26 protein-coding genes are annotated in these 26,701 nt (G+C 69.5%); 8 read left to right on the forward strand and 18 right to left on the reverse strand.

Annotated elements, in window-relative coordinates; genetic code table 11:
• Position 1: 1 nt before the first annotated feature.
• The 8 genes from miaA (at position 2) to ACW7G3_RS12910 (ending at position 7,496) form a co-directional block, all read left to right on the forward strand.
• Positions 2 to 955 (forward strand): tRNA (adenosine(37)-N6)-dimethylallyltransferase MiaA, encoded by a 954-nt coding sequence (gene miaA / locus ACW7G3_RS12875; RefSeq protein ID WP_456983217.1) that lies wholly within the window; start codon positions 2 to 4, stop codon positions 953 to 955.
• 89 nt (positions 956 to 1,044) lie between these two features.
• Positions 1,045 to 1,338, forward strand: a complete 294-nt coding sequence (hfq, locus tag ACW7G3_RS12880; protein ID WP_456976106.1) for an RNA chaperone Hfq — start codon at positions 1,045 to 1,047, stop codon at positions 1,336 to 1,338.
• A 90-nt stretch (positions 1,339 to 1,428) separates the two neighbouring features.
• The gene (gene hflX, locus ACW7G3_RS12885; RefSeq protein WP_456983218.1) at positions 1,429 to 2,739 is read left to right on the forward strand and encodes a ribosome rescue GTPase HflX; all 1,311 of its coding nucleotides are present in this window, start codon (positions 1,429 to 1,431) and stop codon (positions 2,737 to 2,739) included.
• Positions 2,740 to 2,841: 102 nt separating this feature from the next.
• Positions 2,842 to 3,963, forward strand: a complete 1,122-nt coding sequence (gene hflK, locus ACW7G3_RS12890; protein WP_456983220.1) for an FtsH protease activity modulator HflK — start codon at positions 2,842 to 2,844, stop codon at positions 3,961 to 3,963.
• Entirely contained in the window at positions 3,960 to 4,826 is an 867-nt protein-coding gene (gene hflC / locus ACW7G3_RS12895) for a protease modulator HflC (protein ID WP_456983222.1), read from the forward strand. Before hflK ends, hflC begins: the two co-directional genes overlap by 4 nt.
• Positions 4,823 to 5,014 (forward strand): DUF2065 domain-containing protein, encoded by a 192-nt coding sequence (locus tag ACW7G3_RS12900; RefSeq protein WP_456976098.1) that lies wholly within the window; start codon positions 4,823 to 4,825, stop codon positions 5,012 to 5,014. Before hflC ends, ACW7G3_RS12900 begins: the two co-directional genes overlap by 4 nt.
• A gap of 217 nt (positions 5,015 to 5,231) precedes the next feature.
• Positions 5,232 to 6,524, forward strand: a complete 1,293-nt coding sequence (locus ACW7G3_RS12905; RefSeq protein ID WP_456983223.1) for an adenylosuccinate synthase — start codon at positions 5,232 to 5,234, stop codon at positions 6,522 to 6,524.
• A 72-nt stretch (positions 6,525 to 6,596) separates the two neighbouring features.
• A complete protein-coding gene (locus ACW7G3_RS12910; RefSeq protein WP_456983225.1) occupies positions 6,597 to 7,496 on the forward strand; it encodes an Nmad3 family putative nucleotide modification protein in 900 nt (299 codons plus the stop codon).
• Here ACW7G3_RS12910 and mfd read toward each other — a convergent pair.
• The 18 genes from mfd to ACW7G3_RS13000 form a co-directional block, all read right to left on the reverse strand.
• Complete coding sequence (gene mfd / locus ACW7G3_RS12915; protein WP_456983227.1) at positions 7,485 to 10,994, reverse strand: transcription-repair coupling factor; 3,510 nt, start codon at positions 10,992 to 10,994, stop codon at positions 7,485 to 7,487. The genes ACW7G3_RS12910 and mfd overlap by 12 nt on opposite strands.
• A 62-nt stretch (positions 10,995 to 11,056) precedes the next feature.
• Complete coding sequence (locus tag ACW7G3_RS12920) at positions 11,057 to 11,602, reverse strand: N-acetyltransferase family protein (protein ID WP_456983229.1); 546 nt, start codon at positions 11,600 to 11,602, stop codon at positions 11,057 to 11,059.
• Between the two features lie 107 nt (positions 11,603 to 11,709).
• Positions 11,710 to 12,567: a 23S rRNA (adenine(2030)-N(6))-methyltransferase RlmJ gene (locus tag ACW7G3_RS12925; RefSeq protein ID WP_456983231.1), complete on the reverse strand. Its 858-nt coding sequence runs from the start codon at positions 12,565 to 12,567 to the stop codon at positions 11,710 to 11,712.
• Positions 12,568 to 12,613: 46 nt separating this feature from the next.
• Positions 12,614 to 13,171, reverse strand: a complete 558-nt coding sequence (locus ACW7G3_RS12930; protein WP_456983233.1) for a phosphatase PAP2 family protein — start codon at positions 13,169 to 13,171, stop codon at positions 12,614 to 12,616.
• On the reverse strand, positions 13,149 to 14,291 hold the full coding sequence (locus tag ACW7G3_RS12935) for a glycosyltransferase family 4 protein (RefSeq protein WP_456983235.1): 1,143 nt from the start codon (positions 14,289 to 14,291) through the stop codon (positions 13,149 to 13,151). The genes ACW7G3_RS12930 and ACW7G3_RS12935 overlap by 23 nt, the downstream gene beginning before the upstream one ends.
• A 92-nt stretch (positions 14,292 to 14,383) precedes the next feature.
• On the reverse strand, positions 14,384 to 15,505 hold the full coding sequence (locus tag ACW7G3_RS12940; RefSeq protein WP_456983237.1) for an OprO/OprP family phosphate-selective porin: 1,122 nt from the start codon (positions 15,503 to 15,505) through the stop codon (positions 14,384 to 14,386).
• Positions 15,506 to 15,624: 119 nt separating this feature from the next.
• A complete protein-coding gene (gene gspN / locus ACW7G3_RS12945) occupies positions 15,625 to 16,389 on the reverse strand; it encodes a type II secretion system protein N (RefSeq protein WP_456983239.1) in 765 nt (254 codons plus the stop codon).
• The gene (gspM, locus tag ACW7G3_RS12950) at positions 16,386 to 16,898 is read right to left on the reverse strand and encodes a type II secretion system protein GspM (protein WP_456983240.1); all 513 of its coding nucleotides are present in this window, start codon (positions 16,896 to 16,898) and stop codon (positions 16,386 to 16,388) included. The genes gspN and gspM overlap by 4 nt, the downstream gene beginning before the upstream one ends.
• Entirely contained in the window at positions 16,895 to 18,034 is a 1,140-nt protein-coding gene (gspL, locus tag ACW7G3_RS12955; protein WP_456983241.1) for a type II secretion system protein GspL, read from the reverse strand. The genes gspM and gspL overlap by 4 nt, the downstream gene beginning before the upstream one ends.
• Complete coding sequence (gene gspK, locus ACW7G3_RS12960; protein WP_456983243.1) at positions 18,031 to 19,017, reverse strand: type II secretion system minor pseudopilin GspK; 987 nt, start codon at positions 19,015 to 19,017, stop codon at positions 18,031 to 18,033. Before gspK ends, gspL begins: the two co-directional genes overlap by 4 nt.
• Positions 19,008 to 19,598, reverse strand: coding sequence for a type II secretion system minor pseudopilin GspJ (gene gspJ / locus ACW7G3_RS12965; protein ID WP_456983245.1), 591 nt, complete (start codon positions 19,596 to 19,598; stop codon positions 19,008 to 19,010). The genes gspK and gspJ overlap by 10 nt, the downstream gene beginning before the upstream one ends.
• Positions 19,598 to 19,978, reverse strand: a complete 381-nt coding sequence (gspI, locus tag ACW7G3_RS12970) for a type II secretion system minor pseudopilin GspI (RefSeq protein WP_456983247.1) — start codon at positions 19,976 to 19,978, stop codon at positions 19,598 to 19,600. The genes gspJ and gspI overlap by 1 nt, the downstream gene beginning before the upstream one ends.
• Before the next feature lie 2 nt (positions 19,979 to 19,980).
• The gene (locus ACW7G3_RS12975) at positions 19,981 to 20,481 is read right to left on the reverse strand and encodes a GspH/FimT family pseudopilin (RefSeq protein ID WP_456983249.1); all 501 of its coding nucleotides are present in this window, start codon (positions 20,479 to 20,481) and stop codon (positions 19,981 to 19,983) included.
• A 6-nt stretch (positions 20,482 to 20,487) separates the two neighbouring features.
• The gene (gene gspG / locus ACW7G3_RS12980; protein WP_456976066.1) at positions 20,488 to 20,940 is read right to left on the reverse strand and encodes a type II secretion system major pseudopilin GspG; all 453 of its coding nucleotides are present in this window, start codon (positions 20,938 to 20,940) and stop codon (positions 20,488 to 20,490) included.
• Between the two features lie 22 nt (positions 20,941 to 20,962).
• On the reverse strand, positions 20,963 to 22,159 hold the full coding sequence (gene gspF, locus ACW7G3_RS12985; RefSeq protein ID WP_456983342.1) for a type II secretion system inner membrane protein GspF: 1,197 nt from the start codon (positions 22,157 to 22,159) through the stop codon (positions 20,963 to 20,965).
• 2 nt (positions 22,160 to 22,161) lie between these two features.
• A complete protein-coding gene (locus ACW7G3_RS12990) occupies positions 22,162 to 23,637 on the reverse strand; it encodes a GspE/PulE family protein (protein WP_456983251.1) in 1,476 nt (491 codons plus the stop codon).
• Positions 23,634 to 25,772 carry a type II secretion system secretin GspD gene (gene gspD, locus ACW7G3_RS12995; RefSeq protein ID WP_456983253.1) on the reverse strand — a complete coding sequence of 713 codons (2,139 nt, stop codon included), beginning with the start codon at positions 25,770 to 25,772 and terminating at the stop codon, positions 23,634 to 23,636. Before gspD ends, ACW7G3_RS12990 begins: the two co-directional genes overlap by 4 nt.
• Positions 25,769 to 26,566, reverse strand: coding sequence for a type II secretion system protein N (locus ACW7G3_RS13000; protein ID WP_456983255.1), 798 nt, complete (start codon positions 26,564 to 26,566; stop codon positions 25,769 to 25,771). The genes gspD and ACW7G3_RS13000 overlap by 4 nt, the downstream gene beginning before the upstream one ends.
• Positions 26,567 to 26,701 lie beyond the last annotated feature (135 nt).

Raw genomic sequence — 26,701 nt, forward strand, 5'->3', positions numbered from 1 at the left:
TATGTCAATCCACCATCGCCCGGCGGCCATCGCCATCATGGGCCCGACCGCTTCGGGTAAAACCGCGTTCGCGCTTGAATGCGCGCGCGCGCTGGGCGGGGAAATCGTCAGTGTGGATTCGGCGCTGGTGTATCGCGGCCTGGACATTGGTGCTGCCAAGCCCAGCGCCGCAGAACGCGGGCAGGTGCCGCATCATCTGATCGATGTCCGCGATCCCTGGCAGCCGTACTCGGCCGCGGAGTTCGCCGCTGACGCCCGCGTCGTGCTCGACGACATTGCCGGTCGCGGGCGGCTTCCGATCCTGGCCGGCGGCACCGGACTTTATTTCCGCTCGCTGTTGCGTGGCCTGTCGGCGATGCCGCCGGCAGATCCGGAGACACGCGCGCGGCTGGCGACACGGGCCGAAGCGCTGGGGTGGCCGGCAATGCATGCCGAACTGGCCCGGGTTGACCCGGACGCGGCGCGCCGCATCCACGCCACCGATCCGCAGCGGATCCAGAGGGCGCTGGAAGTCTATGAGCTGACCGGGCGCAGGATCAGTGAACTGCAGGCCGCGCCGCCTTCCGGGCGCCTGCCGTTCCGTGTCCTGAAGCTGGTGCTGGCGCCGGATGACCGTGCCGTGCTGCATCAGCGCATCGCCCAGCGCTTCGACGCCATGCTGGAAGCCGGCTTCATTGAAGAGGTCCAGGCGCTCCGCGCCCTGCCCGAGCTGCGCGGCCACCCGGCCCCGCTGGACTTGCCGGCGCTGCGTGCGGTGGGCTACCGCCAGGCTTGGGAACATCTGGATGGCGCGGTCGATGCCGACGGCTTCCGCGACCGGGCCATTGCTGCCACCCGCCAGCTGGCCAAGCGCCAGCTGACCTGGCTGCGCGGCGAACTGGACGCGCTCTGGTTTGATCCGCAGTCGCAGGCAGCGGCGCTGCGTGGCACCGTGTCCCGGTTTCTGGGGCGGTGATTTGTGTACCATCGGCCGTCACCGCCAAGGGGATCGAGGCGGTGCGCGGCCTCGGCCGCTTACAACAATAACCAAGCTGGGGATATTCCATGTCCAAGGGACAGTCTTTGCAGGATCCTTTCCTGAATGCCTTGCGGCGCGAGCGCGTGCCGGTTTCGATCTACCTGGTCAACGGCATCAAGCTGCAGGGGACCATTGAATCGTTCGATCAATTCGTGGTGTTGCTGCGCAACACGGTCAGCCAGATGGTCTACAAGCACGCCATCTCCACCGTGGTGCCGGCGCGCAACGTGCGCGTGGGACCGGGCGGGGGGCATGTGCAGGCCACATCGGAGGCTGGCGGCGCCGAGGTGGCGGCTGAGCGCGGGCCGGCTGAGCAGTAATTCCACGGGGCGCCGCGCAGGCGCCCCGCTTGACATCCGGCGTCCGCGGCCCCACATCTGCTGACATACCCCGTCAGGAGCGCACGCCGCTTGTTTGAACGCAGTGACAAGGGCGAGCACGCCCTGTTGATCCAGCCGCAGATCGGTGGCTCGGCCACCGATGCAGCGCTGGAAGAATTTTCCGAGCTGGCCCGCTCTGCGGGCGCCAGCGTGGCTGCGGTGCTGGCCGCACGTGTCGAACGGCCCAATCCTGCCACCCTCATAGGCAGCGGCAAGCTGGAGGAGATGAAGGCTGCCGTAGCGGCGACCGGGGCTGACCTGATCCTGGTCAACCACCCGCTTACTCCGATCCAGGAGCGCAACCTGGAGAAGGCCCTGCAGTGCCGGGTGGTTGATCGGACCGGCCTGATCCTGGACATCTTCGCCCAGCGCGCCCGCAGCCATGAGGGCAAGCTGCAGGTGGAGCTGGCCCAGCTGCGGCATATGGCCAGCCGCCTGGTGCGCGGCTGGACCCATCTGGACAGCCAGCGTGGTGGCGCGATCGGCCTGCGCGGACCGGGTGAAACCCAGCTGGAAACCGATCGCCGATTGCTGCAGAAGCGTGTGGATGCGTTGCAGAAGCGCCTGGAAAAGGTACAGGTGCAGCGCGGCCAGATGCGCCGCGCACGGCTGCGCAGCGAGCTGCCCAGGGTGGCCCTGGTGGGCTATACCAACGCCGGCAAATCAACCCTGTTCAACGCCCTGACCGGTGCCGATGCCTACGCTGCGGACAAGTTGTTCGCCACCCTGGACCCGACCGTGCGCAGGATCACCCTGCCCGGGGGCAACGTGGTGCTGGCCGATACCGTCGGCTTCGTGAGCGACCTGCCGCATGAACTGGTGGCGGCGTTCCGCTCGACCCTGGACGAGGCCCGCGAAGCCGACCTGTTGCTGCACTTGGTGGATGCGGCCGATCCGCTGCGCGACGAGCGCATCGGCCAGGTGGATGCGGTGCTCGAAGACATTGGCGCCGGCGACATCCCGCAGCTGCTGGTATTCAACAAGATCGATCGCATCGACGGCGCGACGCCGCGACATGACCAGCCGCATGCGGCCGCTGGCACAGACCAGCCGCAGCGCGAGCGGGTGTGGATCTCGGCCCGTGATCACGATGGCCTGGATCTTCTGCGTTCCGCGCTGGCCGGGAATCTCGGGCTTCGCCGCGTCATGGGCGAGCTGGAGCTGCCCTCCAGTGCCGGTCGCCTGCGCGCCCGCCTGCACGAGCTGGACGCCGTGCGCGGCGAGTCCCATGACGAGCAGGGCTGGCGCCTGCAGGTGGACCTGCCCCACGCCGATGCCGCCCGCTTGGCGGCCGAGGCCGGGGGCGCGCCGCTGCAGGCGCTGGTGGAGCAAACGGGATAAATCAACCGTGGGTGGGGCAGAGCCATCCCATCCTTGTAGAATGTGCGGTCCCGCGTCGGCGGCCCTGCCGTGGCGGCGTGAAATTTCTTTACTGGAGCAGGCATGCCCTGGAACATTCCCGGCAATAACAACCGCAGCGGTGGAGGCGGCAATGGCCGCAGCCCCTGGAAGCCCGGTGGCGGCGGACGCGGTGGCGGTGGCGGTCTCGACGGCCTCATCGACCAGCTGCGCAATCTGTTTGGCGGCGGTGGCGGCCATCCGCTGCGTTGGCTGGTGCTCGCCCTTGTCGCGTGGCTGGTGCTCACTTCCGTGGTGCTGGTGGCAGAACGCCAGCGCGGCGTGGTGCTGCGCTTCGGCCAGGCCGTACGGATCATCCAGCCGGGCCCGAGCCTGAAGCTGCCGTGGCCGATCGAGCGTGTGATCAAGGTCGATGCCACCGGCATCCGTACCTTTACCAACACCGTGCCGGTGCTGACCCGCGACGAGAACATCGTGGTGGTGTCCTTGAACGTGCAGTACCGGGTTGGCGATCCGGAGCTGTTCCTGTTCGGTACGAGGGATGCAACCCGGGTTCTGGAACAGGTGGCACAGGGCGTGGTGCGCGAGCAGGTGGGCCGTGCCGACCTGGATACCGTGCTGGGTGCCCGTGGTCCGCTTTCCGCAGTGGCTGCCAAGCAGCTGCAGGATTCGCTGGATATCTACCGCACCGGCTTGATCGTCACCGAACTGAACCTGCAGGACGCGCGTCCGCCGGACCAGGTCAAGCCGGCGTTCGATGAGGTCAACAGCGCCCAGCAGGTGCAGGAAAGCCTGATCAACGAGGCGCGTGCCTACGCGGCCAAGGTGGTGCCGGAAGCGCGAGGCGCCGCGGCCCGTACCCGCACCGTGGCCGAGGGCTACAAGACCGCCTCGATCGCACGTGCCACCGGTGACGCCACCCGCTTCACCCTGCTGCGCGACGAGTATGCAAACGCGCCGGAAGTCACCCGCAAGCGCCTGTGGCTTGAAACGGTGCAGCAGGTGCTGGCTGACAACCGTACCGTGGTCGGCGGTGATGGCCGCCAGCTGATCTACGTGCCGATGGATGGCGAGGCCCGCAGCGGCTCGTCGCCACCGATGGTGCCGATCGAAATGCCGCCGGCCAGCGCCAGCGGTTCGACCCAGGATCAGCCCACGCGCAGTTCGCGCACTCCCCGCCCGACCCGTGAAGGAGGCTCGCGATGAGGTTCAAGGCATTGATTCCCGTGCTGGCCGCACTGCTGGTGGTCGGCCTGATGGGTTCGGTCTACATCGTCCGCGAAGGCCAGGTGGGCCTGGTGCTGCAGCTGGGCCGCGTAGTGCGCACGGACATTGGTCCGGGCCTGCACTTCAAGATCCCGCTGATGCAGTCCGCGCACGTGTACGACCGCCGTTTCAACGCGGTCGACTTCTCGCCCGAGCGTTACCTGACCTCGGAGCGCAAGGACGTGGAGGTGGACTTCGTAGCCATCGGCTACATCTCCGACGTGGCCGATTTCTACCGCGCCACCGCCGGTGACATGGCCGTCGCCGAAGACCGGCTGGCGCCGATCATCAAGGACTCGCTGCGCAACGAGATCAACGCCCGCACCCTGACCCAGCTGGTGTCTGGTGACCGGGCGGAGGTGATCGCCAAGCAGCTGACCTCGATCAACGACGGTGCGAGCACCCTGGGCATGCAGATCATCGACATCCGCCTCAAGCGGATCGACCTGCCGACCGACAGCGACGTGATCCAGCAGGTCTACAACCGCATGAGCGCCGAGCGCAAGCAGGTGGCCTCGAGGCTGCGCGCCGAAGGTGAGGAGCAGGCCCGCGAGATCCGCGCCCAGGCCGACCGCGACCAGGCAGTGATCCTGGCCGAGGCCGAGCGCGACGCCCAGACCCTGCGCGGTGAGGGTGATGCGGAAGCGACCCGCATCTTCGGTCAGGCCGCCATGCGCGATCCATCCTTCTATGCCTTCCAGCGCAGCCTGGAGGCGTACCGGGCCGCGTTCGCGGACGGCAACGCGGTGATCGTGCTGGAGCGCGACGATCCGTTCCTGCAGTACATGCGCAGCGACAGATGAGCGAGCTCTGGGCGGCGCTGTGCCTGGTGGCGGTGCTTGAAGGGCTGTTCCTGTTCGCCGCCCCGGGCAGCTGGAAGCGGGCGGCGCATCAGCTGCTGATGATGCCGGACCGCCAGATCCGGACCATCGGCGGCGTGCTATTGGCGGCCGGCCTGCTTGCCCTCTACCTGCTGCGCGGCTCCCTGTAGGAGCGCGCCATGCGCGCGAAGCCGCGTGAATCCAGGCGATGCCACGTGGCTTCGGAAGCCGCGTCGCAACCGACGCCACGCCCGCTGCCCGTATTCACGCGGCTTCGCGCGCATGGCGGCGCTCCTACTGGCGGGGGGCTGCTGATTCGCGGATAATCCATTAAAGCCGGTCGGGCACTTCGCCTGCCGGCTTTTTCCGTGTTTGCAGGAGTGTGCCGTGGGTCAGTCAGTAGTGGTTCTGGGCGCCCAGTGGGGCGATGAAGGCAAGGGCAAGATCGTCGATCTGCTGACGCAGGACATCGGCGGGGTGGTCCGCTTCCAGGGCGGGCACAACGCCGGCCATACCCTGGTGATCGGCGGCAAGAAGACCGTGCTGCATCTGATCCCCTCCGGCATCCTGCGTGAAGATGCGCTGTGCCTGATCGGCAACGGCGTAGTGCTCAGCCCGGCTGCGCTGATGAAGGAGATCGGCGAGCTGGAGGCGGCGGGGGTGGAGGTGCGCTCGCGGCTGAAGATCAGCCCGGCCACGCCGCTGATCATGCCGTACCACATTGCCCTGGACCAGGCGCGTGAGAAGGCCGCCGGCGGCAAGGCGATCGGAACCACCGGCCGCGGCATCGGCCCGGCCTATGAAGACAAGGTGGCCCGTCGTGGCATCCGCGTAGCCGACCTGCACTACCCGGACCAGCTGGCCGAGCTGCTGCGCAGCGCGCTGGATTATCACAACTTTGTGTTGACCAAGTACCTGGGCCAGGAAGCCATCGACTTCCAGGAGACCTACGACGAAGCGCTGGCTTTCGGCGAGTACGTGGAGCCGATGAAGTCCGACGTGGCCGGGATCCTCCATGACCTGCGCAAGCAGGGCAAGCGGGTGCTGTTCGAAGGCGCGCAGGGATCGCTGCTGGACATCGACCACGGCACCTATCCCTACGTCACCAGCTCCAACACCACCGTTGGTGGTGCGCTGGCTGGCACCGGCGTGGGTGCGGATTCGATCGACTACGTACTGGGGATCTGCAAGGCCTACGCCACCCGCGTCGGTGGCGGACCATTCCCCACCGAGCTGGAGGACGAGGCCGGCCAGCGCCTGCGTGACCGCGGCCAGGAATACGGCGCCACCACCGGCCGCCCGCGGCGCTGCGGCTGGATCGATATCGTGGCGCTCAAGCGCGCGGTGGCGATCAACGGCATCACCGGCCTGTGCATCACCAAGCTGGACGTGCTGGATGGCTTCGAGCGCCTGAAGATGTGCATCGCCTATCGCTACCGTGGCAAGGAAACCGAATACGCTCCGCTCGATGGCCAGGGCTGGGACGAATGCGAGCCGGTGTACCTGGAGTTCCCGGGCTGGAGCGAGAATACCCACGGCGTCACCGACTGGGACGAACTTCCTCCTGCCGCGCGCGCCTACCTGCGGGCGTTGGAGGAACTGGCCGGCTGTCCGATCTCCATTGTCAGCACCGGCCCCGATCGTGCCCACACCATGGTGCTGCAGGATCCGTTCGCCTGAATCGAAAGCGATGACCGGTGGCGCCGCTGTTACCCGGCCTGCCACCGGTTGCCGCGAAACGGAATGCCGGGCATGTTGGACATGCACAGGCTGATCCTGTCGCGAAAAGGCTTCGACTCCGGTTACGGCGGCATGGCCAGCCCGATCCTGCCGGACGGGCGGCTGCTGCCGCTGCCGATCCCGGCATCACAGGATGCGTTCCGCCTGGGCGATCTCAACGCCGAAGGAGTCCCGCTGGGCCCTTTGCTGCGTGACCTGTCCGGTGGGCGTCATTCACGCCGCACGCGGGTGCATCTGGATCCCGATCTCGACCGCCGCCCGGACCTGCGGCTGCCGGGCTGGCGTCCGGCGCTGGGCCAGAATGGGGCGGCGCAGTCGCATCTTGAGCGGCAGGGGGTGGGGCCGGGTGCCGTGTTCCTGTTCTTCGGCTGGTTCCGGCAGACGGAGCGGCATGCAGGACGCTGGCGGTACGTACCCGGCGCGCCGGATCTGCACCTGCTCCATGGCTGGCTGGAGGTCGGGGAGGTGCTTCGGATCGTGGGCGAGCGCGAGCAGTGCCTGCATCGGCATCCGTGGATTGCCGACCACCCGCATGTGGCCAATCCGCAGCATTACCGCGGTGCCGGCAACGTGCTTTACGTCGCTCCGGAACGCTCCGCTTTTGCAGTGCAGGGGCAGGGCGGCGGGTTCTTTACCCACTACACCGACGCGCTGCGGCTGACGGCCGCGGGTGCCAGCCGCAGCGTGTGGGCGCTGCCGGAATGGTTCCATCCCGGCGCCGGACTCACCCCGCTCACCTATCACGCCAACCCGGCGCGATGGAGCGTGGCGGAAGGGCGCTGCGTGCTGCGCAGCGTGCCCAAGGGGCAGGAGTTCGTGCTGGATACGGCTGGCCGCAGCGAGCCGCAGGCCTGGGTGCGCGAGCTGGTGGCCCGCCACGCGGCGGGCCAGGCAGGCATGTCAGGCCGGTGATAGCGCGATCAGCAACCCGCGCGCAGCCTTGAGCCGGTCTTCGGGATCCGGCAGATCCAGCTTGATCCGCAGCTTGTCTGGCCCGTCCATGCGGTAGTGCTTGGGCTGGCCCTGGATCAGGCGGATCACCGCCATCGGGTCGACCTTCGGCTTTTCCACGAACTCCACCCGGCCGCCGCTGTAGCCCACGTCGAGCTTGCGGATGCCGAGCGCGGTGGCCGCAAGCTTCAGCTCGGCCACGGTGAACAGGGTCTTGGCCTGGACGGGCAGCAGGCCGAAGCGGTCAATCATCTCCACCTGCAGCTCGCGCAGCGCTCCGGTGTCGGCGGCGCTGCTGATGCGCTTGTACAGGGTCAGCCGTGTATGCACATCGGGCAGGTAGTCCTCGGGGATCAGCGCGGGCGAGTGCAGCTCCACCTCGGCGCCGCGGTCGGGTGGTTCGTCGGCGTCGGGCAGCTTGCCCTGCTTGATCGAGCGCACCGCGCGCTCCAGCAGCTCGGTGTACAGGCTGAAGCCGACCTCGGCCATCTGCCCGCTCTGGTCCTCGCCCAGCAGCTCTCCGGCGCCGCGGATTTCAAGGTCGTGCGTGGCCAGGGTGAAGCCCGCGCCGAGCTCGCCCATCGATGCAATCGCGTCCAGGCGCTTCTTTGCATCCGCGCTGATCGAACGCTTGTCCGGCACCAGCAGGTAGGCATAGGAGCGGTGGTGGGAGCGGCCCACGCGTCCGCGCAGCTGGTGCAGCTGGGCCAGGCCAAAGCGGTCGGCGCGGTTGATGATGATGGTGTTGGCATTGGGAATGTCGATGCCGGATTCGATGATGGTGGTGCACAGCAGCACGTTGAAGCGCTGGCGGTTGAAATCCAGCATCACCTTTTCCAGCTCGCGCTCGGGCATCTGGCCGTGGGCGATGCCGATCCGGGCATCGGGAACCATCTCGGCCAGTTCGCGCTGCATGCGGCCGATGCTTTCCACGTCGTTGTGCAGGAAGTACACCTGGCCACCGCGCGAGAGCTCGCGCTGGAAAGCCTCGCGCAAGAGCGCGCCGTCCCACTCGCCGACGAACGTCTGCACCGCCATGCGATGTGCCGGCGGCGTGGCGATGATCGACAGGTCGCGCATGCCGGCCATGGCCATGTTGAGCGTGCGCGGGATCGGGGTGGCGGTGAGGGTGAGCAGGTGCACGTTGGCGCGCAGGGCCTTGAGTGCTTCCTTCTGGCGCACGCCGAAGCGCTGCTCCTCGTCCACGATCACCAGGCCGAGATCCTTGAACTTCACGTCCTTTTGCAGCAGCCGATGGGTGCCGACGATGATGTCGATCTCGCCGCGCTCCAGCTTCTCCAGCTCCGCCTTGATCTGCTTGGTGCTCTTGAACCGCGACAGCACTTCCACCCGGATCGGCCAGTCGGCGAAGCGGTCGGCGAAGTTGCGGTAATGCTGTTCGGCCAGCAGGGTGGTGGGCACCAGCACCGCCACCTGCTTGCCTGCGTTGGCGGCCACGAAGGCGGCGCGTACGGCCACCTCGGTCTTGCCGAAGCCGACGTCGCCGCACACCACCCGGTCCATGGGCTGGCTCGAGGCCAGGTCACCGATCACCGCCTCGATGGCCGCGTGCTGGTCCGGGGTTTCCTCGAACGGGAACGCGGCCGCGAACGGCTCGTACTCGGCGCGGTCCAGGTCCAGCGCCAGGCCGCGGCGGGCCATGCGCTTGGCCTGGATCTCCAGCAGCTCGGCAGCGACGTCGCGAACCTTTTCCGCGGCCTTTTTCTTGGCTTTGGTCCAGGCCTCGCCGCCCAGCGAATGCAGTGGCGCGGTCTCCGGCGAGGCGCCGGAGTAGCGGTTGATCAGGTGCAACTGCGCGACCGGCACGTACAGGCGGTCGCCCTTGGCGTATTCGATTTCCAGGAATTCGGCAGGACTGCCGCCGGCTTCCAGCACCACCAGGCCGCGATAGCGACCCACGCCGTGGTCCTCATGGACGATGGGTGCGCCTTCGTTCAACTCGCCCAGTTCGCGGACGATCGCTTCCGGGTCACGCCCGGCGCGGCGAGTGCGGCGCGGTTGCGTGGCCCGCTCGGGAAACAGCTGGCGCTCGGTGAGCACGACAAGGCGCGGCTCGTCCAGCGCGAAACCATCCTCCAGCGCTGCCACCGCGATCGCGGGCGTGCCCGGCGGCGGGGGCTGCTGCAGGAAAGAAGGGAAGTCGGCCAGCACCACGGGTGAGAGGTCCGCCGGCTGCAGCATTTCCAGCAGGGCTTCGCGCCGCCCGGCGCTGTCGGCGGCAATCAGCACGGCGCCGGGATAGCTGGCCAGGAAGGACTTGAGCGCTGCGGCCGGTTCCTGGTTGCGGACGGTCAGCGGAAGGTCGGGCGCGGGCTGGTTGCCCAGCGGGATGGCGTCGCCATGGCGCGGGTGGGCCGGATCGGCAATCTCCACCAGTTCGCCGCGGTTGAGGCGCTCGCGCAGGGCTTCGGCCGACAGCCACAGCTCGTCGGGCGGCAGCAGCGGACGCTCCACATCGTGGCGGCGCTGTTCATAGCGCTCGGCAACCTGGTCGTGGAAGCGGTCGGCGGCCTCCAGCGCGCCCGGGGAGATCACCGGGATCGCGTCTGCAGCCAGGTAGTCGAACAGGGTCGCGGTGGACGGCTGTGTGGACGCCGCGCCGAACCGCTCGCGCGGCGGGGCGAAGAACAGCGGCAGGTAATACTCCACCCCGGCCGGAGCAAGCCCGGCCTTGAGGTCCTGGAACAGGGCGCTGCGGCGCTGGTCCAGATCGAAACGCTCCACCAGCGCATCCATGGCCAGCCCGCGCGCAGCTTCGTCCAGCGGCACTTCGCGGCCGGGGAGCATGTGGATCGCGTCCACCTTGTCCAGCGAGCGCTGGCTCTCGGGCTCGAAGCGGCGGATCGATTCGATCTCGGTGTCCAGCAGCTCGATCCGGTACGGCGTGGCCGCGCCCATGGGGAAAACGTCCAGCAGACCGCCACGCACCGAGAAATCACCCGGGTCCATCACCTGGGGCACGTGCCGGTAGCCGGCGGATTCCAGGCGCCGCTTTTCCGCGTCCAGGTCCAGTTCCTGGCCGACCTTGAGATCGAAAGTCTGGCCGATCACGTAGCCCAGCGGCGGCAGCCGCTGCATCAGGGTGGAGACGGTCACCACTACGATGCCGCGTTCCAGCGTGGGCAGCCGGTGCAGCGCAGCCAGGCGCTGGCTGATGATGTCCGGGTGCGGGCTGAACTGGTCGTAGGGCAGCGTTTCCCAGTCGGGAAACGGCAGCACGGGCAGCGTGTCGTCTTCACCCAGCAGGGTGCGCAGATCGCCTTCCAGCTGGTGGGCGTGCTGGTTGTCGCGGGCCACCGAGAGCAGCGGCCGGTCGTGGGCGCGCGCAGCGCTGGCCAGCGCCCAGGCCAGGGCGGAAGGCGAGGACGGGGCGCGCCACCAGGCGCGCTGCTGGCCGCGGCGGGGCAGCGGAGGGGCGGAAGAAGTAGGGGATTTCATCGAACCGCCTATTGTAGACCGCCGGCGCTACGGCTGGTCAGCGGTCCGGGCCCGAAACTGCCTCAGGACTCGGCCTCGAGATCCAGGACCACCCGCACCAGGCCGTCCTGGGGCACGCCCTCGCGCTGGAACCCGAGCGATTCGGCCAGTGTCAGCATCGGCTCGTTCTCCTCGGGCACCCTGCCGTAAAGGCGCAGCAGCTTCTTGCCCTTGGCCCAGCGCACCAGGCGCAGCATCAGCTGCCGGCCAATGCCCATGCCGGCGATGTACTGCGCCACCAGGATCGCGAATTCGGCGTCACGGCTGCCGGGCTGGGCCGCAACGCGGGCCACCGCGCCCACAAGGGCTTCGCCCGGGGGCAGGTTCTCCGCGGCAACCAGGACGAAGGCATAGCGCGGATCCGGGCGGGTCAGGCGCTCGGCGAGTTCAGGGGTCAGTTCCCGCATTTCCTGCAGGAACCGGTGGCGGATGCGGTCGGGCTGGAGCAGGCTGAACCCGGCCCGGATCGGCACCGCGTCATCGGGCCGGATGGGGCGGATCAGCAGCTCGCGGCCATTTGCGAGCCGGACTTCATCGTGCCATGGGGGGAGTCGGTTTCTGGCGGCCATATGCTTCCATTGCTGCCAAGGGTGGGTGATCCAGTGTCGCCGCTGCTATCTGAACAGCGCATCGACATCTACGCCAAGCGGTGTGGAGATGGTGCGATGGCGTGCCTTTACGGTGGCGTGCGCAGCCAGCGCACCGAATGGCTCGCGCCCGGTTCGCCCAGGCGGGTGCGCAGATGGGCCAGGGCCGGTGCCAGGGCCTGGTCCAGCTGCCACGGCGGGTTGAGCAGCAACATGCCGCTGCCGTTCATGCGCAGCGGCGAGTCGTCGCTGCGCACCAGCAGCTCGCACGTCAGTGCGGATTTCGCCTCCAGCGCGGCCGCCGCGCGCAGGAAGGGATTCAGGCTGCGGCGCAGCTTGATCGGGTACCACAGCGCATAGCAGGCCTGCGGCCAGCGGCGCAGGCCCTCTGTAAGCGCCGCCAGCGCAATGTCGAATTCAACCAGCTGGCGCTCATAAGGAGGGTCGATCAGGACCAGGCCGCGGGCAAAGCGGACCTGGTCGATGCGCGGCGGCAACAGCGCGCCCATGGCCGCATAGCCATCGCGCTCGTGCACTGACACGCGCGGCTCGCCGCGGAAAACATCGCGCAGGGCCTGGGCCTCTTCCGGGTGGAGCTCGCAGCTGGCGATGGCATCCTGCTCGCGCAGGGCGTGCGCCAGCAGCCAGGGGGAGCCCGGGTAGGCGGATGCGCCATGTTGCTGGCGGCAGGCCTGTACCGCCTCCAGGTAACGGCGCACGGGAGCCGGCGCGCCGGCTCCGTCACCGAGTCTGGTCACGCCTGCGGCCGATTCGCCGGTGCGGACGGCTTGGCTGCCGTCTAGCTGATAGAGGCCGCGGCCGGCGTGGGTGTCCAGGGCGAAACAGGGTGCGGGCTTCACGGTCAGCGCGTCGCAAAGCGCCAGCAGCACGACGTGCTTGAGTACATCGGCATGGTTGCCGGCATGGAAAGCGTGGCGGTAATTCATCCGTCCATGGTATCGATTTGCGGCCGGCGCACGGGCATTGCCGCGCTTATCCCCAGCCGAGCAGGCTGACCCCCGGTGCGAGCCGGATCGACAGGCCGGCGAGGGCGCAGGCGATGGCAGTGGCGGCCAGCACATCGCTGGGGTAATGCAGGCCCAGGAACACCCGTGACGCGGCCACGCTGACGGTAAATGGCAGCAGCACCCAGCCCAACGGCGGGTAGTAGGCCAGCGCCACCAGGGTGAAGGTAACCGCGTGCAGGGTATGACCGGAAGGGAAGCTGAACTCGTCCAGTGGCGCTGTCCAGGCGCGGATGCGCACGTCGGAGGCGAATGGCCTGGGCCGCCGGGTCCAGCGCTTGAGCCACTTGTACAGGCTGAGAGCCACCGCGCCCGTTGCCGCAAGATGCAGCGATGCCCGCAGGCCTTCCATGCCATCGAGCAGGATCATGGCGGCCATCAACACGTACCAGAACACGCCATCGCCCAGCCGGCTGACGGTGCGGAAGTAAGCCCGCACGGCCCGCCGGGCGGCCATGCGGTTGGCGGCCAGGCACCATCCCGAATCGCTGGCCAGAAGCCGGCTACGCAGTGGCAACGGTTGCATCTTCACGCTCCTTCATGGCGATCTCGCGCAGCAGGGCATCAAACTCCGCGGCCACCCGCTGCGGACGCAGGGCTGCTACCGATTGCCGTGCCCGCACGCCCATGGCCTCACGCAACGGACGGTCGCTGCCGATGCGGACGGCGGCCTGGATGAACTCCGCTTCACTGTCCACGCAGGCGCCGTGGACGCCATTGGCAAGGTGCTCTCCCGCTGCGCCGTAATTGAAGGCCACGGTGGGGATACCGCTGGCCATGGCTTCCAGGGTGACGTTGCCGAAGGTTTCCGAGACGCTGGGAAACAGGAACAGGTCGGCACTGGCGAAATGGCGCGCCAGGTCGGCCCCGCGCTGGATCCCGCAGAAGATGAAATCCGGGTTGTCGCGCTGGATGGCCGCCCGCTGCGGGCCCTCACCCACCCACACCATGCGCGCCTGCGGGCGATGCGACTGCAGCTCGCGGAAGGCCCTCACGGCCAGTTCCAGGTTTTTTTCCGGGGCGATCCGGCCCACGTGGATCACCGCGGCTTCCTCGCGGCCCACGCCCCAGGCCTGGCGCAGGGACTGGTCGCGCAGTTCCGGATCGAAACGGGTACTGTCTACCGCCCGCGCAAGCCTGCGCACCCGATCAAAGCCCGCCTGCTGCAGGAACTGCTCCAGCTCGCGGGTAGGGACCAGGGTGGAGTCGCAGCGGTTGTGGAAACGCCGCATCCATCCCAGCGCCGGACGTTCCATCCAGCCCAGGCCGTAATCGCGCATGTACAGGTCGAAGCGGGTATGCACTGCCGAGGCCACCGGGATCGACAGGCGTCGCGCTGCGCGCAGTGCGCTCCAGCCGAGCGGTCCTTCGGTGGCAATGTAGATCGCGTCGGGGCGGTCCTTGGACCAGGCCTGGCGCAGTCGGCGTGCCGATGCCAGGCCGAATTTCAGCCCGGGATAGTGGGGCAGGGGCACCCCGCGGACCAGCATCTCGTTCGCGTCAGGCGTGTGGCCAGGATGCTGGCGGGGGCGGACCACATCCACGCGATGACCGCGACGGCGCAGGCCTTGCTGCAGGCTGTGAACGGTCAGGGCCACGCCGTTGACTTCGGGAGGCCAGGTTTCGGTAACGATGGTGTAGTGCATCGGACTCTCCAGTTATGCCCAGAGTGTCCGTGCGCGGTGTCGCCCGTATTGCGGTCAGGTGACCGCAAGATGACGCCGATTTCAGGTAGCGATCACCAGTGCAGCTGCACCCGTGCGCTGGCGATTTCCGGCTCCACGTCAAGGATGCTTCCGGTGGCGGCGTCACGGCGGCTGGTATCGGCCAGCACGTAGTTGAACGCGACCTTCAGCCGCTCGCTCCAGTACCAGTTCACGCCGACGGTCAGGGCGTCCATGCTGCCACCAGCGATCCCCTCGACGCCGGTCGAGCCGGACAGTACGCGATAGTCGTCCAGATCAACGCGATCCCAGCGCAGCCCCAGCTGCCACAGGCCGGCCTGGCCATCGCCATCGGTCGGGGTGCGGATCACGCCGTCACGATAGGTCCAGCGCTCGCCGGACACATTCCACAGCGCCGAGACGTAGCCGCCGCTGGCGTCGAAGTCGGGCTCAAGGCGCCGCTCAACGCGCGACTCGAACCACTCGGCCTGCAGCTTCACCGGGCCGCGGAACCACGCGGCTTCGGCGCCAATCGTCAGCTGCCGCTGGGCATCCCCCATCAGGCCGGTATCAATCAGCCGCTGGTCAGCCAGGTCGGCCTGGGGCCGTGCCCGCAGCCTGCTTCCGCTGTCCGGCGCATCGAACCTGGCCGCGGACAGCCCCAGGTGCAGGGCTTCGCCGTCTCCAAGCAGCGGTGCCCAGGTACCCCGGGCGGCAACGCCCTGGCCTGCAGTCCCGCCGCGGCTCATTTCACGATCAAACCAGCTGCCGGCAACGCTCCAGTTTCCGCGGTCCAGGCCCCAGCCCGCACCCAGCCGCCGGGACACGGCGAACACGTTGGTGGCAGCGGCCTTGGAAATGAAGTCATTGGTGCTGGCGGAGCTCAGTTCCTCCAGGCCCACCGGCTGTTTGAACTGGCCCACGCGCAGGTACTGGCTGTCTTCGGCGAAGCGGAGCCGGCCGTTGACGTCCAGCCAATTGTCCCCGTGGGCGTCATAACCCACCACCCAATCAAACCCGCCCGGGCCCTGGCCCTTGAGCACCAGTTCGGCGCGGCGGAAATCGGTGTCGTCGCCCAGGTGGCTCCAGTCGCCCCGGTAGCGGTAGCCATCCACCTGCAGCATGCCCTCGAAGGCGAGTTCGAACGGGCCGACGGTGCCCCAGTCAATGGCGCGCGCCTGCGGGGCTGCGGCCACGCACGCGGCCAGAACCAGGGAAGAGCAGAGAGTACGGGAAGAGCGCATGGGGCGGACCGTCAGGACAAAGACAGTACAGTTTACTGTCTTCTCCCTGACGCCCGCATGAAAGGAAACCGTCACATTGGGCGGGCGAAACGATCTGCAGCGCCGTGCGCCGGCGGGGAAATGGGCGCGAAAAGGCTGCCTCGTTCCAGCCGCGACCAGCCTCCGGGGCCGGGCTGGAATCCCATTGCTTCCAGTACGCGGCCGGCGGCAGGGTCGTCGATCACCGGCAGCCGGGCTTCCATGTCCCAGCGGCCATCGGAATCGATCCGTGCGGTCAGGTGCATCCGGGCCAGCGGGCCTTCGCCGGATTGGGCGGCCAGCCTGAAGACCGCGCTGCGACCTTCGCAGGTGGGAGCGCCGTGCAGCACGGCCAGAGTGGTGCCGTCGGGCCGGGAGGCGATAGCGCCCAGCTGTCCGCTCGCCTGATGACAAGAGTCGCCGGAAAAAAGCAGCTGCAGCTGCTCGGCCTGCAGTTCCAGTCCGGCCCCAGGCAGCAGCGCTGTGGCCGGCAGGGACAGCTTGCCCGTCGCCGCAGCCAGACCGCGACGGCGCCCGTGCTGCAGCCGGAGCGCCACGGCGGACGTGTCCAGTGCGACCGTACCGCTGCCCGTCACCAGCCACAGCGGGGACGGGCGGATCCTGGCATCGCCCAGAGGTACGTGGCCGATGCTGGCCGCATGGAGGCGGCCGTTCCAGACGCTTCCCGTGGCGCCGCGGGCGGACAGGCCCGCCGCCTCCCCATCCACCAGCTCCAACGCCAGCCGCAGCGGGAAGCCGGCCGCCAGCAGTATCGGCAGCGCCAACGCGAACACGAGCAGCAGGGTGCGTGACCTCACACCTGCGGCCCGAACCGCAGGCGTGCGCGCAACCGGCCTTCGCGGCGCTCGATATCAACCGCCTCAGGTGCGATGCCGTGCTCAAGCCGCAGCGTATCCAGCCAGGCGAACAGTGCGTTTGCAGGGACGGCATCGATGCCGACCTCCACACCGCCGTCCGGCGACGGTTCCTGGCGGTCGATGCCGATGCCTGCCGCGCCCGCGCTGTCGGCGACCAGCGCGTGGAAGCGGTCGGCCGGGGGTGGAGCGGGCCGATCCTGCGATGCCGCCGCGACCCGCGCCAGGGTGTGCTCGATCCCGGCCCGGTCCTGGATTGCCGATGCATGGCGCTCCGCTGCCCGGTCGCGCGCGCTCAGCAGCGGGGCCAGCAGCCCGAACCAGACGATAAACGCGGCAACCGCGGCGCACATCAGGGTGAGCATCCACTGCTCGCGGCGCGCGCGATCGTGCCACCAGTCAACCAGCCGGGCGCGGGCATTGGTACGCGCCTCACTCAAGGCGTGGTTCATCGGGTTGGCTCCAGTTCGATCCCGCTGTGCAGGTGGCCATCGGCGCGCCGGGTGCCAGCGGATGTCATTTCCATGCCGCCCTCGGTTGCGGCCCCGGCCAGGATTTCCAGCTCCTCCGGGGTCTGGTGGACGACGGTGGCGTGCAGCGGCGCCCCGGCCTGCCAGGCCAGGCGTTCGATCGCCGCCCCTTCGAGCCGTTGCAGTCCGGCCGACAGCGTGCCGAATGCGCGGGGGAAACCGTCATGGGCGTGCGCACGGGCCAGTGCGGAGCGAGCGGCAGCCAGCGGCGCGAGACCCGCCGGGGCGGTGGGCAGGGCGGCGGCCACCAGACTGGCGCTGTGGGCCTCCAGTGTGCGTGCCGACAGCAGGTGGCGGGCGGTTTCCGCTGCCCACAGCAGCGGTAGCGAAGCCAGCAGCACCGCGGCAAGCACGGCGGCCCGCCGCCATGCGCGCGGGCCCGTAACGTTCGCATCCTCCCGCGCGTATCGGTCCTGCAGCAGGTCCAGGGGGGCGGACAGGGCGCCACGCGCCAGCAGGCCTTCGAGCGCCGCGGTATCGACGGGCGGTGCGTGGGGGCGTTCGCCCAGGATCATCGCGGCCAGCGGTGCTTCGATGCGGAACGACCGGGTGGCGGTGCGCACCAGCCAGTCACCGTTGCATATCGCAACGGTCGCCTCGTCCGGGTCCCGGGGCGGCGGGAGGGCCAGATGGTCCGGCAGCACGGCATCGGGCCGCAGGCCGAGCGCGGCGGCACGGGCCAGCCAGTCGTCCATCACCGCGCTGTTCACCGCCACCACCGCACGGGGCGAATCCGGTTGGCCGGAGAGGGCGATTGCCAGGTGTGTCTGTGATCGGTCCGCCGCCAGTTGGCCCTGCAGCTGCGCCCGCGCGGCTGCGCGCACCTGCGCCGGGCTGTGTGCAGGCACTGTCAGCCACTGCGCCGGTGCATCCGTACCGGGTACCACCAGCACCACCCGCGATCGAGGCATTGATTCCGGCGCGGATTGGCTGTCTCCGGCGGCGAGCAGTTCGCGGGACAGGACCTGGCCGTCGGGGCCGACCGTCAGGCAGGGTGCCGGGGCAGTGACAGTGGATGGAAGCAGGACCACGCGGGTCGTGCGTTCGGGCGGATTCATTCTTCAGGGCTCCAGCGTCGGGACAGCAGGCGGGCAGGAGAGTCCGGGGGGGCGTCGATGAGGGCGGTGAGAACGACCTGGGCAGGACCGCTGTCGACCTCGGCGTGCAGGCGGAAGTAGCGACTGCGCAGCTGCACCTGGGTGAGCACGGCATCGTCCGGCACCGCCTCCGCCATGCCTGGCGTGTCCCAGAATTCGTCATGACTGCGCCAGCCGCCAACCGGGCGCGAGGCGATCACCCGGCGTGCGCGCTCCACTTCGACCGCGCCACCGGTGAGCATGGACAGCACCGGAGCGTCGTGGTCCTGCAGGGTGTTCGGATTGACGGGGGCCAGGGCGGTGCTGGGCAGCGCGCACAGGTGCGGCCGCAGGCGTGCGTATACCGCCGGGGTATAGCCGTGGATGGCACGCAGCTCGCTGGGCTCGGCCAGCAGCGTGTCGCCGGTGCGGTAGCCATCGCGGCCCCGGGCATAGCCGGCGTCCTCGTGGCCCAGGCCCTCGCGCTGCTGGTCGCTGTCGATCCAGTCGGCCAGCGCGTCGGCCAGCGCCTGCGCGTGGCCGGCGTTGAAGCCGAGCGCCTGCAGTAGCGCGACGTATTGGAGCACGCCGGCCTCGCGCCGGCTGAGCATCTCGCCGGCGCCCTGGACCACGCTGTTGAGGTTGAAGCATGCGCTGGCATCGCTGAGGGTCGCGCGGATCATCCCGTCCTCGAGCGGAAACAGGAATGCGCGGCCGTTCCAGCCGCCCTCCAGCGTGGTTATCCCGGGATCGCGCAGTGCCAGCCGTTCGATCTGCGCCATCGCCAGCGCCTCCGCTCCCAGGGCGTGCCATTGCGCCTGCGCGACGGCCTGGGCATTGCCAGCGCGGCGCAGGCCGAAGCGGATGTCGTCGAGCATGGCCATCACCAGCACCGCCATCACCGCCACCAGCAGCAGCACGGTGAGCAGGGCCAGCCCGCGCTGGCGACGCTGGCTCATGGCCATTGCCCCGGCATCAGGAACGCCTGCCCGATCCGGCCCAGGCCTTCCAATTCCAGCTCCAGGCGCAGTGCCTCGGGCACCTGGTCAATGCCACCGGGCCAGCCATCCAGCCATTGGCCCTGGTAGCGGTAGTGCACCCGGGCCGCGCGTACGCCGTCGATCACGGTCTGCGGAGGATCCAGACGGGCCCCGTCAAGCATCGGCCGCGCTCTGCGCTCCAGCCGGCCATCGTGCAGGCGGTACTCCACGTACTGCAGCGAGGCCCGCGGCGCGCCCTGCGGGTTCTGCCAGCCACGCCGGGTGAATGCGAGCAGCACCGGACCGTGCGGGTCCGCACTGCCGGTGAAGGCCTGCACTGAGCCGCCACCAGCGGCATTGCGGGTGCGACGCGGCGCTGCCTGTGAGAGATCGGCGTGGAGCATTGCCCGTGCGCGCTGCAGTTCGCCCACGCGGGCCATCCGCGCGCCGGCGATGCCCTGGCTGGTGCTGGCCCAGGCCATCACCGTGACCCCGCCGGCGGCCAGCAGCGCGAACACCGCCAGCGCGACCAGCATCTCGACCAGGGTGAAGCCACGCGCGCGCATCAGCGGACGCTCCGGAACAGCACGGCTTCCGCGGCGACGCGATCGCTGCCAGCGGCATGGACCGTGATGTCGATGCGCACCAGGGCCTCATCGTCGGTACCGCCGAGGGAGCGGATCCAGCGCCAGTCGCGGTCGCCCAGGTGCTCCTCGCCCCCGGTGTGCGCGGCCAGCGTGTCCAGCGGCTCAACCGCCGCCTCGACCGCGCGGTTTCCGGCCACGATGCCGGCCAGCACCCGCTCTTCCACGATCACCGCGGTGCGGGTGCTTTCGCCCGCCAGGTTGAGCAGGGCCAGCACCACCAGCGAGAACACCGCCAGCGCCACCAGCAGCTCCAGCAGGGTAAAGCCGTGCATGCGGCGCGGGCAGTTGGCACGCCCCATCGTCAGCGCGCCTCCAGTACCTGTATCGCGCCGCCGGCATCCACCTGCACCCGCAGCGCGCCACGGCCGTCGGCCAGGTCCAGTGCCAGCGGTTCAGCGGTGCCGATGGGATCGAACATGAACCACATCGCCCCGGCATCGTCCGGCAGCGCTGGTGCCACACCGGTCGGCCAGGCGACCGGATCGAACGGCGTCTCGCCCAGTGGTTGCCAGCCGCCGCTGCGCGCAACGTGGAAGCGGTATCCGGCCGGGTCCACTTCCACCCGCACGGCGCGCGTGGACAGGATTGCCTCCTGCTGGGCGCGCACCAGTCGCGCTGCCAGCATGTCGGCCTCGCGTCGCAGAGCGGCTTCCGGCGATGCTGCCGTCAGCAGTATTACCGAGCCGAGCAGGCCCACGATCGCCAGGACCACCATCAGCTCGACGAGGGTGAAACCGGCGCAGCCCCGCGTGCGCACCCTTGGTGACGAAAGGGGATGACGTGCGTGCAGCGGCCCGGTCACGGCTTGCTAGTTCCAGTTGCCAATGTCGGCCGCGTCGCCCTCGCCCCCCTCGCTGCCGTCGGCACCGAAGGAGAACACGTCAAAGGCGCCGCCTCGCGCGCCGGGATAGCGGTACTGGTAGGGGTTGCCCCACGGGTCCTCGGGCAGGCGCCGGATGTAGCCCCCCTGGCGGTAGCGTTCCGGGCGGGCCAGGCCGGCCGGAGCCCGCAGCAGGGCCTGCAGGCCGTCCACCTGCGGCGGATAGGACAGGTTCTCCAGGCGGTAGGTTTCGGTCGCCTGTTCGAGCACCGAAATATCGGCGCGCGCCTTTTCGGCCATGGCCCGGTCCTGGCTGGGCATCACGTTGATCATCACTACCGTGGCCAGCAGGCCGATGATCACCACCACCACCATGAGTTCGACCAGGGTGAAGCCGGTGGCGTTACGGCGGCGGCGGAAAGTACGGGGGATGGGGGGCATGGGACGACTCCGGACGGTGTGCTCAGCCGAGCACCAGGGTGTTGAACTGAAGGATCGGCAGCAGGATCGACAGCACGATCAGCGCCACCAGCGCGCCCATGGCAACGATGATCGCCGGCTCGAGCAGGCTCATCGCGGTCGAGGTGAAGGTGGCGAACTCGCGCTCCAGGTAATCGGCGGCGCGCTCGAGCATCGGCGCCAGCCGGCCGCTGTCCTCGCCGCTGGTGGCCATGTACAGCAGGGTGGGGGGGAACACGCCGGCCCGGCGCATCGCCGAGGACAGGCTGGCGCCTTCCCGGATCGCTTCGGCCATGCCTTCGGTGGCGTCGTGCAGCACGCGGTTGCCCACCGTGCGCGCGGTGATCCGCAAACCCTCCATCACCGGCAGTCCACTGGCGAGCATGATCGCCAGGGTGCGGGCCAGGCGCGCGGCGTGCAGGTCGCGCAGCAACCGGCCCAGGAACGGCGCACGCAGCAGGGCGGCGTCAAAACGCAGTCGTGGCCCGGGCCGGCGCAGCAGCGCCGCGAAGGCCACTGCGGCCAGGGCAAACGCTGCCAGCAGCGCCAAGCCCCAGCCGGTCATTGCCTCCGATACCGCGATCACCGCCCGCGTCAGCCAGGGCAGGGCGCGGCCCATGGAATCGAACTGCTCGACCACGCGCGGCACCACGAAGGTCATCAGCGCAACCACCACCAGCAGGGCGGTGGCCGCCAATGCGGCGGGATAGACCAGGGCGGCCAGCAGCCTGCCCCGGACCTGCTGCTGGTGTTCAAGTAGCGCGGCGAGGCGCTCGAGGATTTCCGGCAGCGCGCCCGTGCCCTCACCAGCGGCCACCATCGCCCGATACAGCGGCGGGAAAGCCTTGCCCTGGCGCGCCATCGCTTCCGACAGCCGGAAGCCCTCCACCACGGCGGCGTGGGTTGCCAGCAACACCCGGCGCGTGCCCGCCCGTTCGGCCTGGGTGCCGATGGTGCGCAACGCTTCCTCCATCGGTGCCACCGCTGCCAGGGTTGCCAGCTGGCGTGTCACCAGCGCCAGGTCGCGCGCGGTAAAGCGTCCCCGGCCCGCCGGCGCAGCGGGGGCTGCGGGCGACAGCCGCACCGGCACCAGACGGCGTCCAGCCAGCCGCTCTCGGGCCTCGTGTTCGCTGCCGGCAGACACGGTGCCGCTGCGACTGCGACCTTGGGTGTCCAGCGCCTCATAGTCGAATGCAACCACGCTCACGCCCTGTCCCCGTCCTGGCGGACCACGCGCAGCGCTTCCTCCGGCGTGGTGTCACCGGCGGCAACACATGCCCGGGCCGAATCGCCCAGCCAGTCGCCGGATACCGCGGCCTCACGCGCCAGCGCATCCTCGTCGGCCCCGGCGGCGATCAAGGCGCGCAGGCGGCCATCGATGGCCACCGCCTCGTACACGCCCAGGCGCCCGGCAAAGCCAGTGTGCTGGCAGTGTGGGCAACCCGTGGCCGCGAATAGCGGACCGTCGTAGTCGGCCCCCATCAGCCGCGCGCTCAGCGCGTCGGCCACGCGCGGCTGGCGGCAGTGCTGGCACAGCCGCCGGATCAGCCGCTGTGCCAGCACCACGCGCACGGTGCTGGCGAGCAGAAACGATTCGGTGCCCATGTCGCGCAGGCGGGTGATCGCGCCCAGCGCGTCGTTGGTATGCACGGTGGAGAGCACCAGATGGCCGGTCAAGCTGGCCTGGACCGCGATCTGCGCGGTTTCCGGATCGCGGATTTCACCCACCATCACCACGTCCGGGTCCTGGCGCAGGATCGCGCGCAGGCCTGCCGCAAAGCTCATGCCTACCCGTGCGTTCACCTGGGTCTGGCCGACGCCTTCCACGGCGTATTCAACCGGATCCTCGACGGTGAGGATGTTGCGGCTGCCGTCGTTGAGCCGCTGCAGGCCTGCGTACAGCGTGGTGGTCTTGCCAGAACCGGTGGGGCCGGTCACCAGCACGATGCCGTTGGGCTGGGCCAGCGCGGCGGTGAATGCGGCCCGTACCGGCGGCGGCATCCCCAACTGGTCCAGCCCGCGTGCGCCCTGGTCCTTGTCCAGGATGCGCATCACCACCCGTTCGCCGTGGCGCGCCGGCAATGTGGATACGCGCACGTCCAGCGCCTTGCTGCCCATGGCCAGCGAGATTCGCCCATCCTGCGGCAGCCGACGCTCGGCGATGTCGAGTCGCGCCATCACCTTGACCCGCGACACCAGCATCGGCGCCACCCGCGGCGCCAGATTGAGCGCTTCGCGCATCATGCCGTCGATGCGGAAGCGGACCCGCAGCACGCTCTCGAATGGTTCGATGTGCACGTCCGATGCGCCGTTGCGCGCGGCCTCGGCGATCAGCGCGTTGATCAGCCGGATCACCGGCGCATCGTCGCTGGTGTCGAGCAGATCCGCCGCGGCGGGCAGGTCGCCCGCCAGCGCGTCCAGGTCAGCCGCCTGCTCCAGCCCGTCGGCGCCGGCCAGACCGTCGACGGCGTAGGCCTCCGACAGGCGGCGGTCGAACTCCGGCGCCGGCAGCACCTGGACGTCCAGCGCCCGGCCCAGTGCACGCCGCGCCTCGACCAGGCCATCCGGCGGGCTGCCTGCGCGCAACCCGAGCTGCACGGGATCGCCCTGGGACAGCACCACCAGTCCATGGCGGTGGGCGAAAGCGTAGGGCAGCGGCGGCGTCACCGTGGCGGTCACGGCAGCGGCTGTTCCTGCGCCGATGCCTCGGGCGCGGTCGGGGCAGGCAGGGGCGCGGGTGGCATCACCGGTGCGGTGGTGCCGAAGTAGTCCTGGATCAGCGCGTCCAGCAGTGCGCGGCCGTCGGGGGCGGTGCCGCCGCCGCCCAGCTGCCGGGCCCGCATGTATTCGTAGCGTGGCGCGGTGATTGCCTGCGCCTGGGCGGCGTCACGGACGATGGTGGGGCGGATGAACACCATCAGGTTGGTCTGGTTGCGTTCGCGCGCGGTGCTGCGGAACAGCGCACCCAGGCCGGGGATATCGCCCAGCACCGGCACCTTGTTGACGGTGTTGCGGTCGGCCTGGTCCAGCAGGCCACCCAGCACCACGATCGAACCGTCGTCGGCCAGCACCCGGGTATCGATCTGGCGCTTGCTCAGGATCAGTTCGTTGAAGTCCTCGCTGACCGGTCCTGCGATCGAGGACACCTCCTGGCGCAGGGCCAGGGTGATGCCGCCGCCCGCGTTGATCTGCGGCCGCACCACCAGCTGCACGCCCACGTCCTGGCGCTGGATGGTGCGGAACGGGTTGCTGTTGGAATCGCCCAGCACCTCGCCGGTGGTGATCGGCACTTCCTGGCCAACCAGGATCCGCGCCTCCTCGTTGTCCAGGGTCAGGATCGACGGCGTGGACAGCAGGTTGGAGGCGGTATCGCTCTTCACCGCGTCGATGATCAGCCCGAACACCGCGCTGCCGGTCTCGCCGGCCAGGCCCATCAGGCCGCCGTTGTAGCCAAGCAGAGAGCGCACCGCGTTGTTGACCGCCGACGAGTCGAGGTCGCCAGCGCGGGCCGCCGCTGCGCCTGCCGCCAATTCGCCCACGCCCGGCGCGCTGCCCGGGAAGTTCGTGTAGCCAAGAGGGATATTGCCGTCGCGGCCGGCCACCATCAGCTGGGCACCGAGCTTGCGCGCGGCGGCGTCGGAAATCTCCACCACCAGCGCTTCCACCAGCACCTGCTCGCGGCGCGTGTCCAGCTGGGTGATCACGTCGACCAGCATGCGTTGGGTCTCCGGATCGGCGTTGATGATGATCGCGTTGGCGCCCGGGTAGCGGGCGATGGTGGCGCGGCGGCCGGGCGCCAGCATCACCGAGGCGGCCAGCGGCCCGCTGTGGCCCTGGGCATCGCGGCCAAGGGCCATCGCGGTATCCATCATTCCCGTCGTGCCGGCATCGGTTGCAGGCATGGACAGCTGGCGCGAAGGCGTCATGCCGCTCCCGCCCCGCTGGGCCGACGCCGTTGCGGTGTCTTCCGGGGTGCCGAGGACCTGCTGCAGCACCGGCAGCAGGTCCTCGGCGCTGGCGTGCTGGAGCCGGATCACGCGCACGTCGCCGCTGCTCTCGGCGCGCCGGTCCAGGTCCTCGACCACCCGCCGCACCGTGTCCACCAGCTCGGCGTCGCCGCGCAGCATCACGGCATTGCTGCTCTCCACCGGCAGCACCGTCAGCACGCCGCCGCGGCCCTGACCGCCGTACAGGCCGTTGACCACGCTGGCGATTTCGCGCGCCGAACTGTTGCGCAGGCTTACCGCTTCCACCCGCGAGCGGTCCTGGTCGATCTGCCGGATCAGCCCGCGCAGGCGGCGCAGGTTGTCGACATAGTCGGCCACCAGCAGGCTGTTGCCCTGGGGCGTGGCCAGCACCACGCCGCCGCGGCCCACCAGCGGGCGCACGGTATCCACCGCCGAGCCCGCATCGACATGGCGCAGGGTGAAGACCTCGGTGGAGAATCCGGCGCCCCCCGCGGACACCGCGCCCGGCTGCTGTGCAGCGGTGTCGTCGGGAACCACCCGGTACACGCCGTCGCCGGCCGGAACTGCGATCAGGCCGTTGGCGCGCAGCGTGGCCACCAGGATCCCGAGCAGTTCCGGTTCGCTCAGCGGCTCCTCGTTGGACAGGGTGATCGTGCCCTGCACCCGCGGATCGACCAGGAAGGTGGTGCCGGTGGCCCGGGCCACGTCCTGGATGAAGGCACGGATATCCGCGTTCTGCACGCTCAGCGCCGGGGCCGGCAGCGTTGTCTCCTGCGCACGCAGCGTTGCCGGTGCGGACGCAGCGAAGACGGCTGCAAGCAGCCACGGGGCGATTCGAAGATTCAAGGTGATGTCGTCCGCAGGGTCAGGGTCTGCAACTGGCCGTCGCGCTGCACGGTCAGGCGGACCTCGTCGCGGCCGGCGAGCTGGGATTCCAGCTCGGCCAGCCGTTCGGGATTGAGCTGGTTGCCATCAACGGCCACCAGTACGTCGCCGGCCTGCAGGCCGGCCTGGCGCAGCAGCTCGCCGCCGCCGCGGGGGATCAGGGTGTAGCCGGTGATCCGGCCGCCTTCGGTGCGGGCACGCAGGCCGGCCTGGGCAAGCAGCGCCGCCGGGTCGACTGCGACGCTTTCCCGGTTTGCGGCTGGAGGCGCCGCCGAGGGCAGGTTGCCGGTGGCCGGCGCGGCCCGGGAAGGCAGGGTGGATGCAGCCGACTCCAGTTCCAGCCGCTGGTCACCGCTGCCGGTATGCAACACGGCGTGGCCCGCCCCGACACTCGCCAATGTCACGCCCGGGGTGATTTCATCGCCAACCTGGAAGGCGGCCTGGTCGCCGCCGCTGGCGGTCGACAGGATTGCCGAGCCGGAGGCGCCGGCAACGCGCACCGCGTGCAGGCGATAGCCGCTGGTATTGGCCGCTGCCGGGCCGCTGCGCGAACCGGGATGGAAGGGGTCGAAGGCGAGCGCAATGGCAGGGGCCGGACCTGTGGTGCGTGCTGCATCGGTTGCAGGCCAGTCGCCCACCGGACCCGACGGAGTGACCAGCAGCCAGATCAGGCGCGCGGCCTGGGCGGCAAGCAGCAGCACCAGGACAACTTCAACGGCTGATCGCAGCAGGGCGCTGCGATCAGCTTGAGCCAACGACTGCAATGACGCGGGAAATCGGGGCACGGGCGTCCGCGGTGGCGCGGCCAAGTTTCAGGAGTCCGCACAGGATGCGACCGGTCAATGACAGTTCCGCGTCAACTGCCACATTTGCCCCGGGGCACCCGCCCA

This window comes from Luteimonas sp. A478, assembly GCF_054052025.1.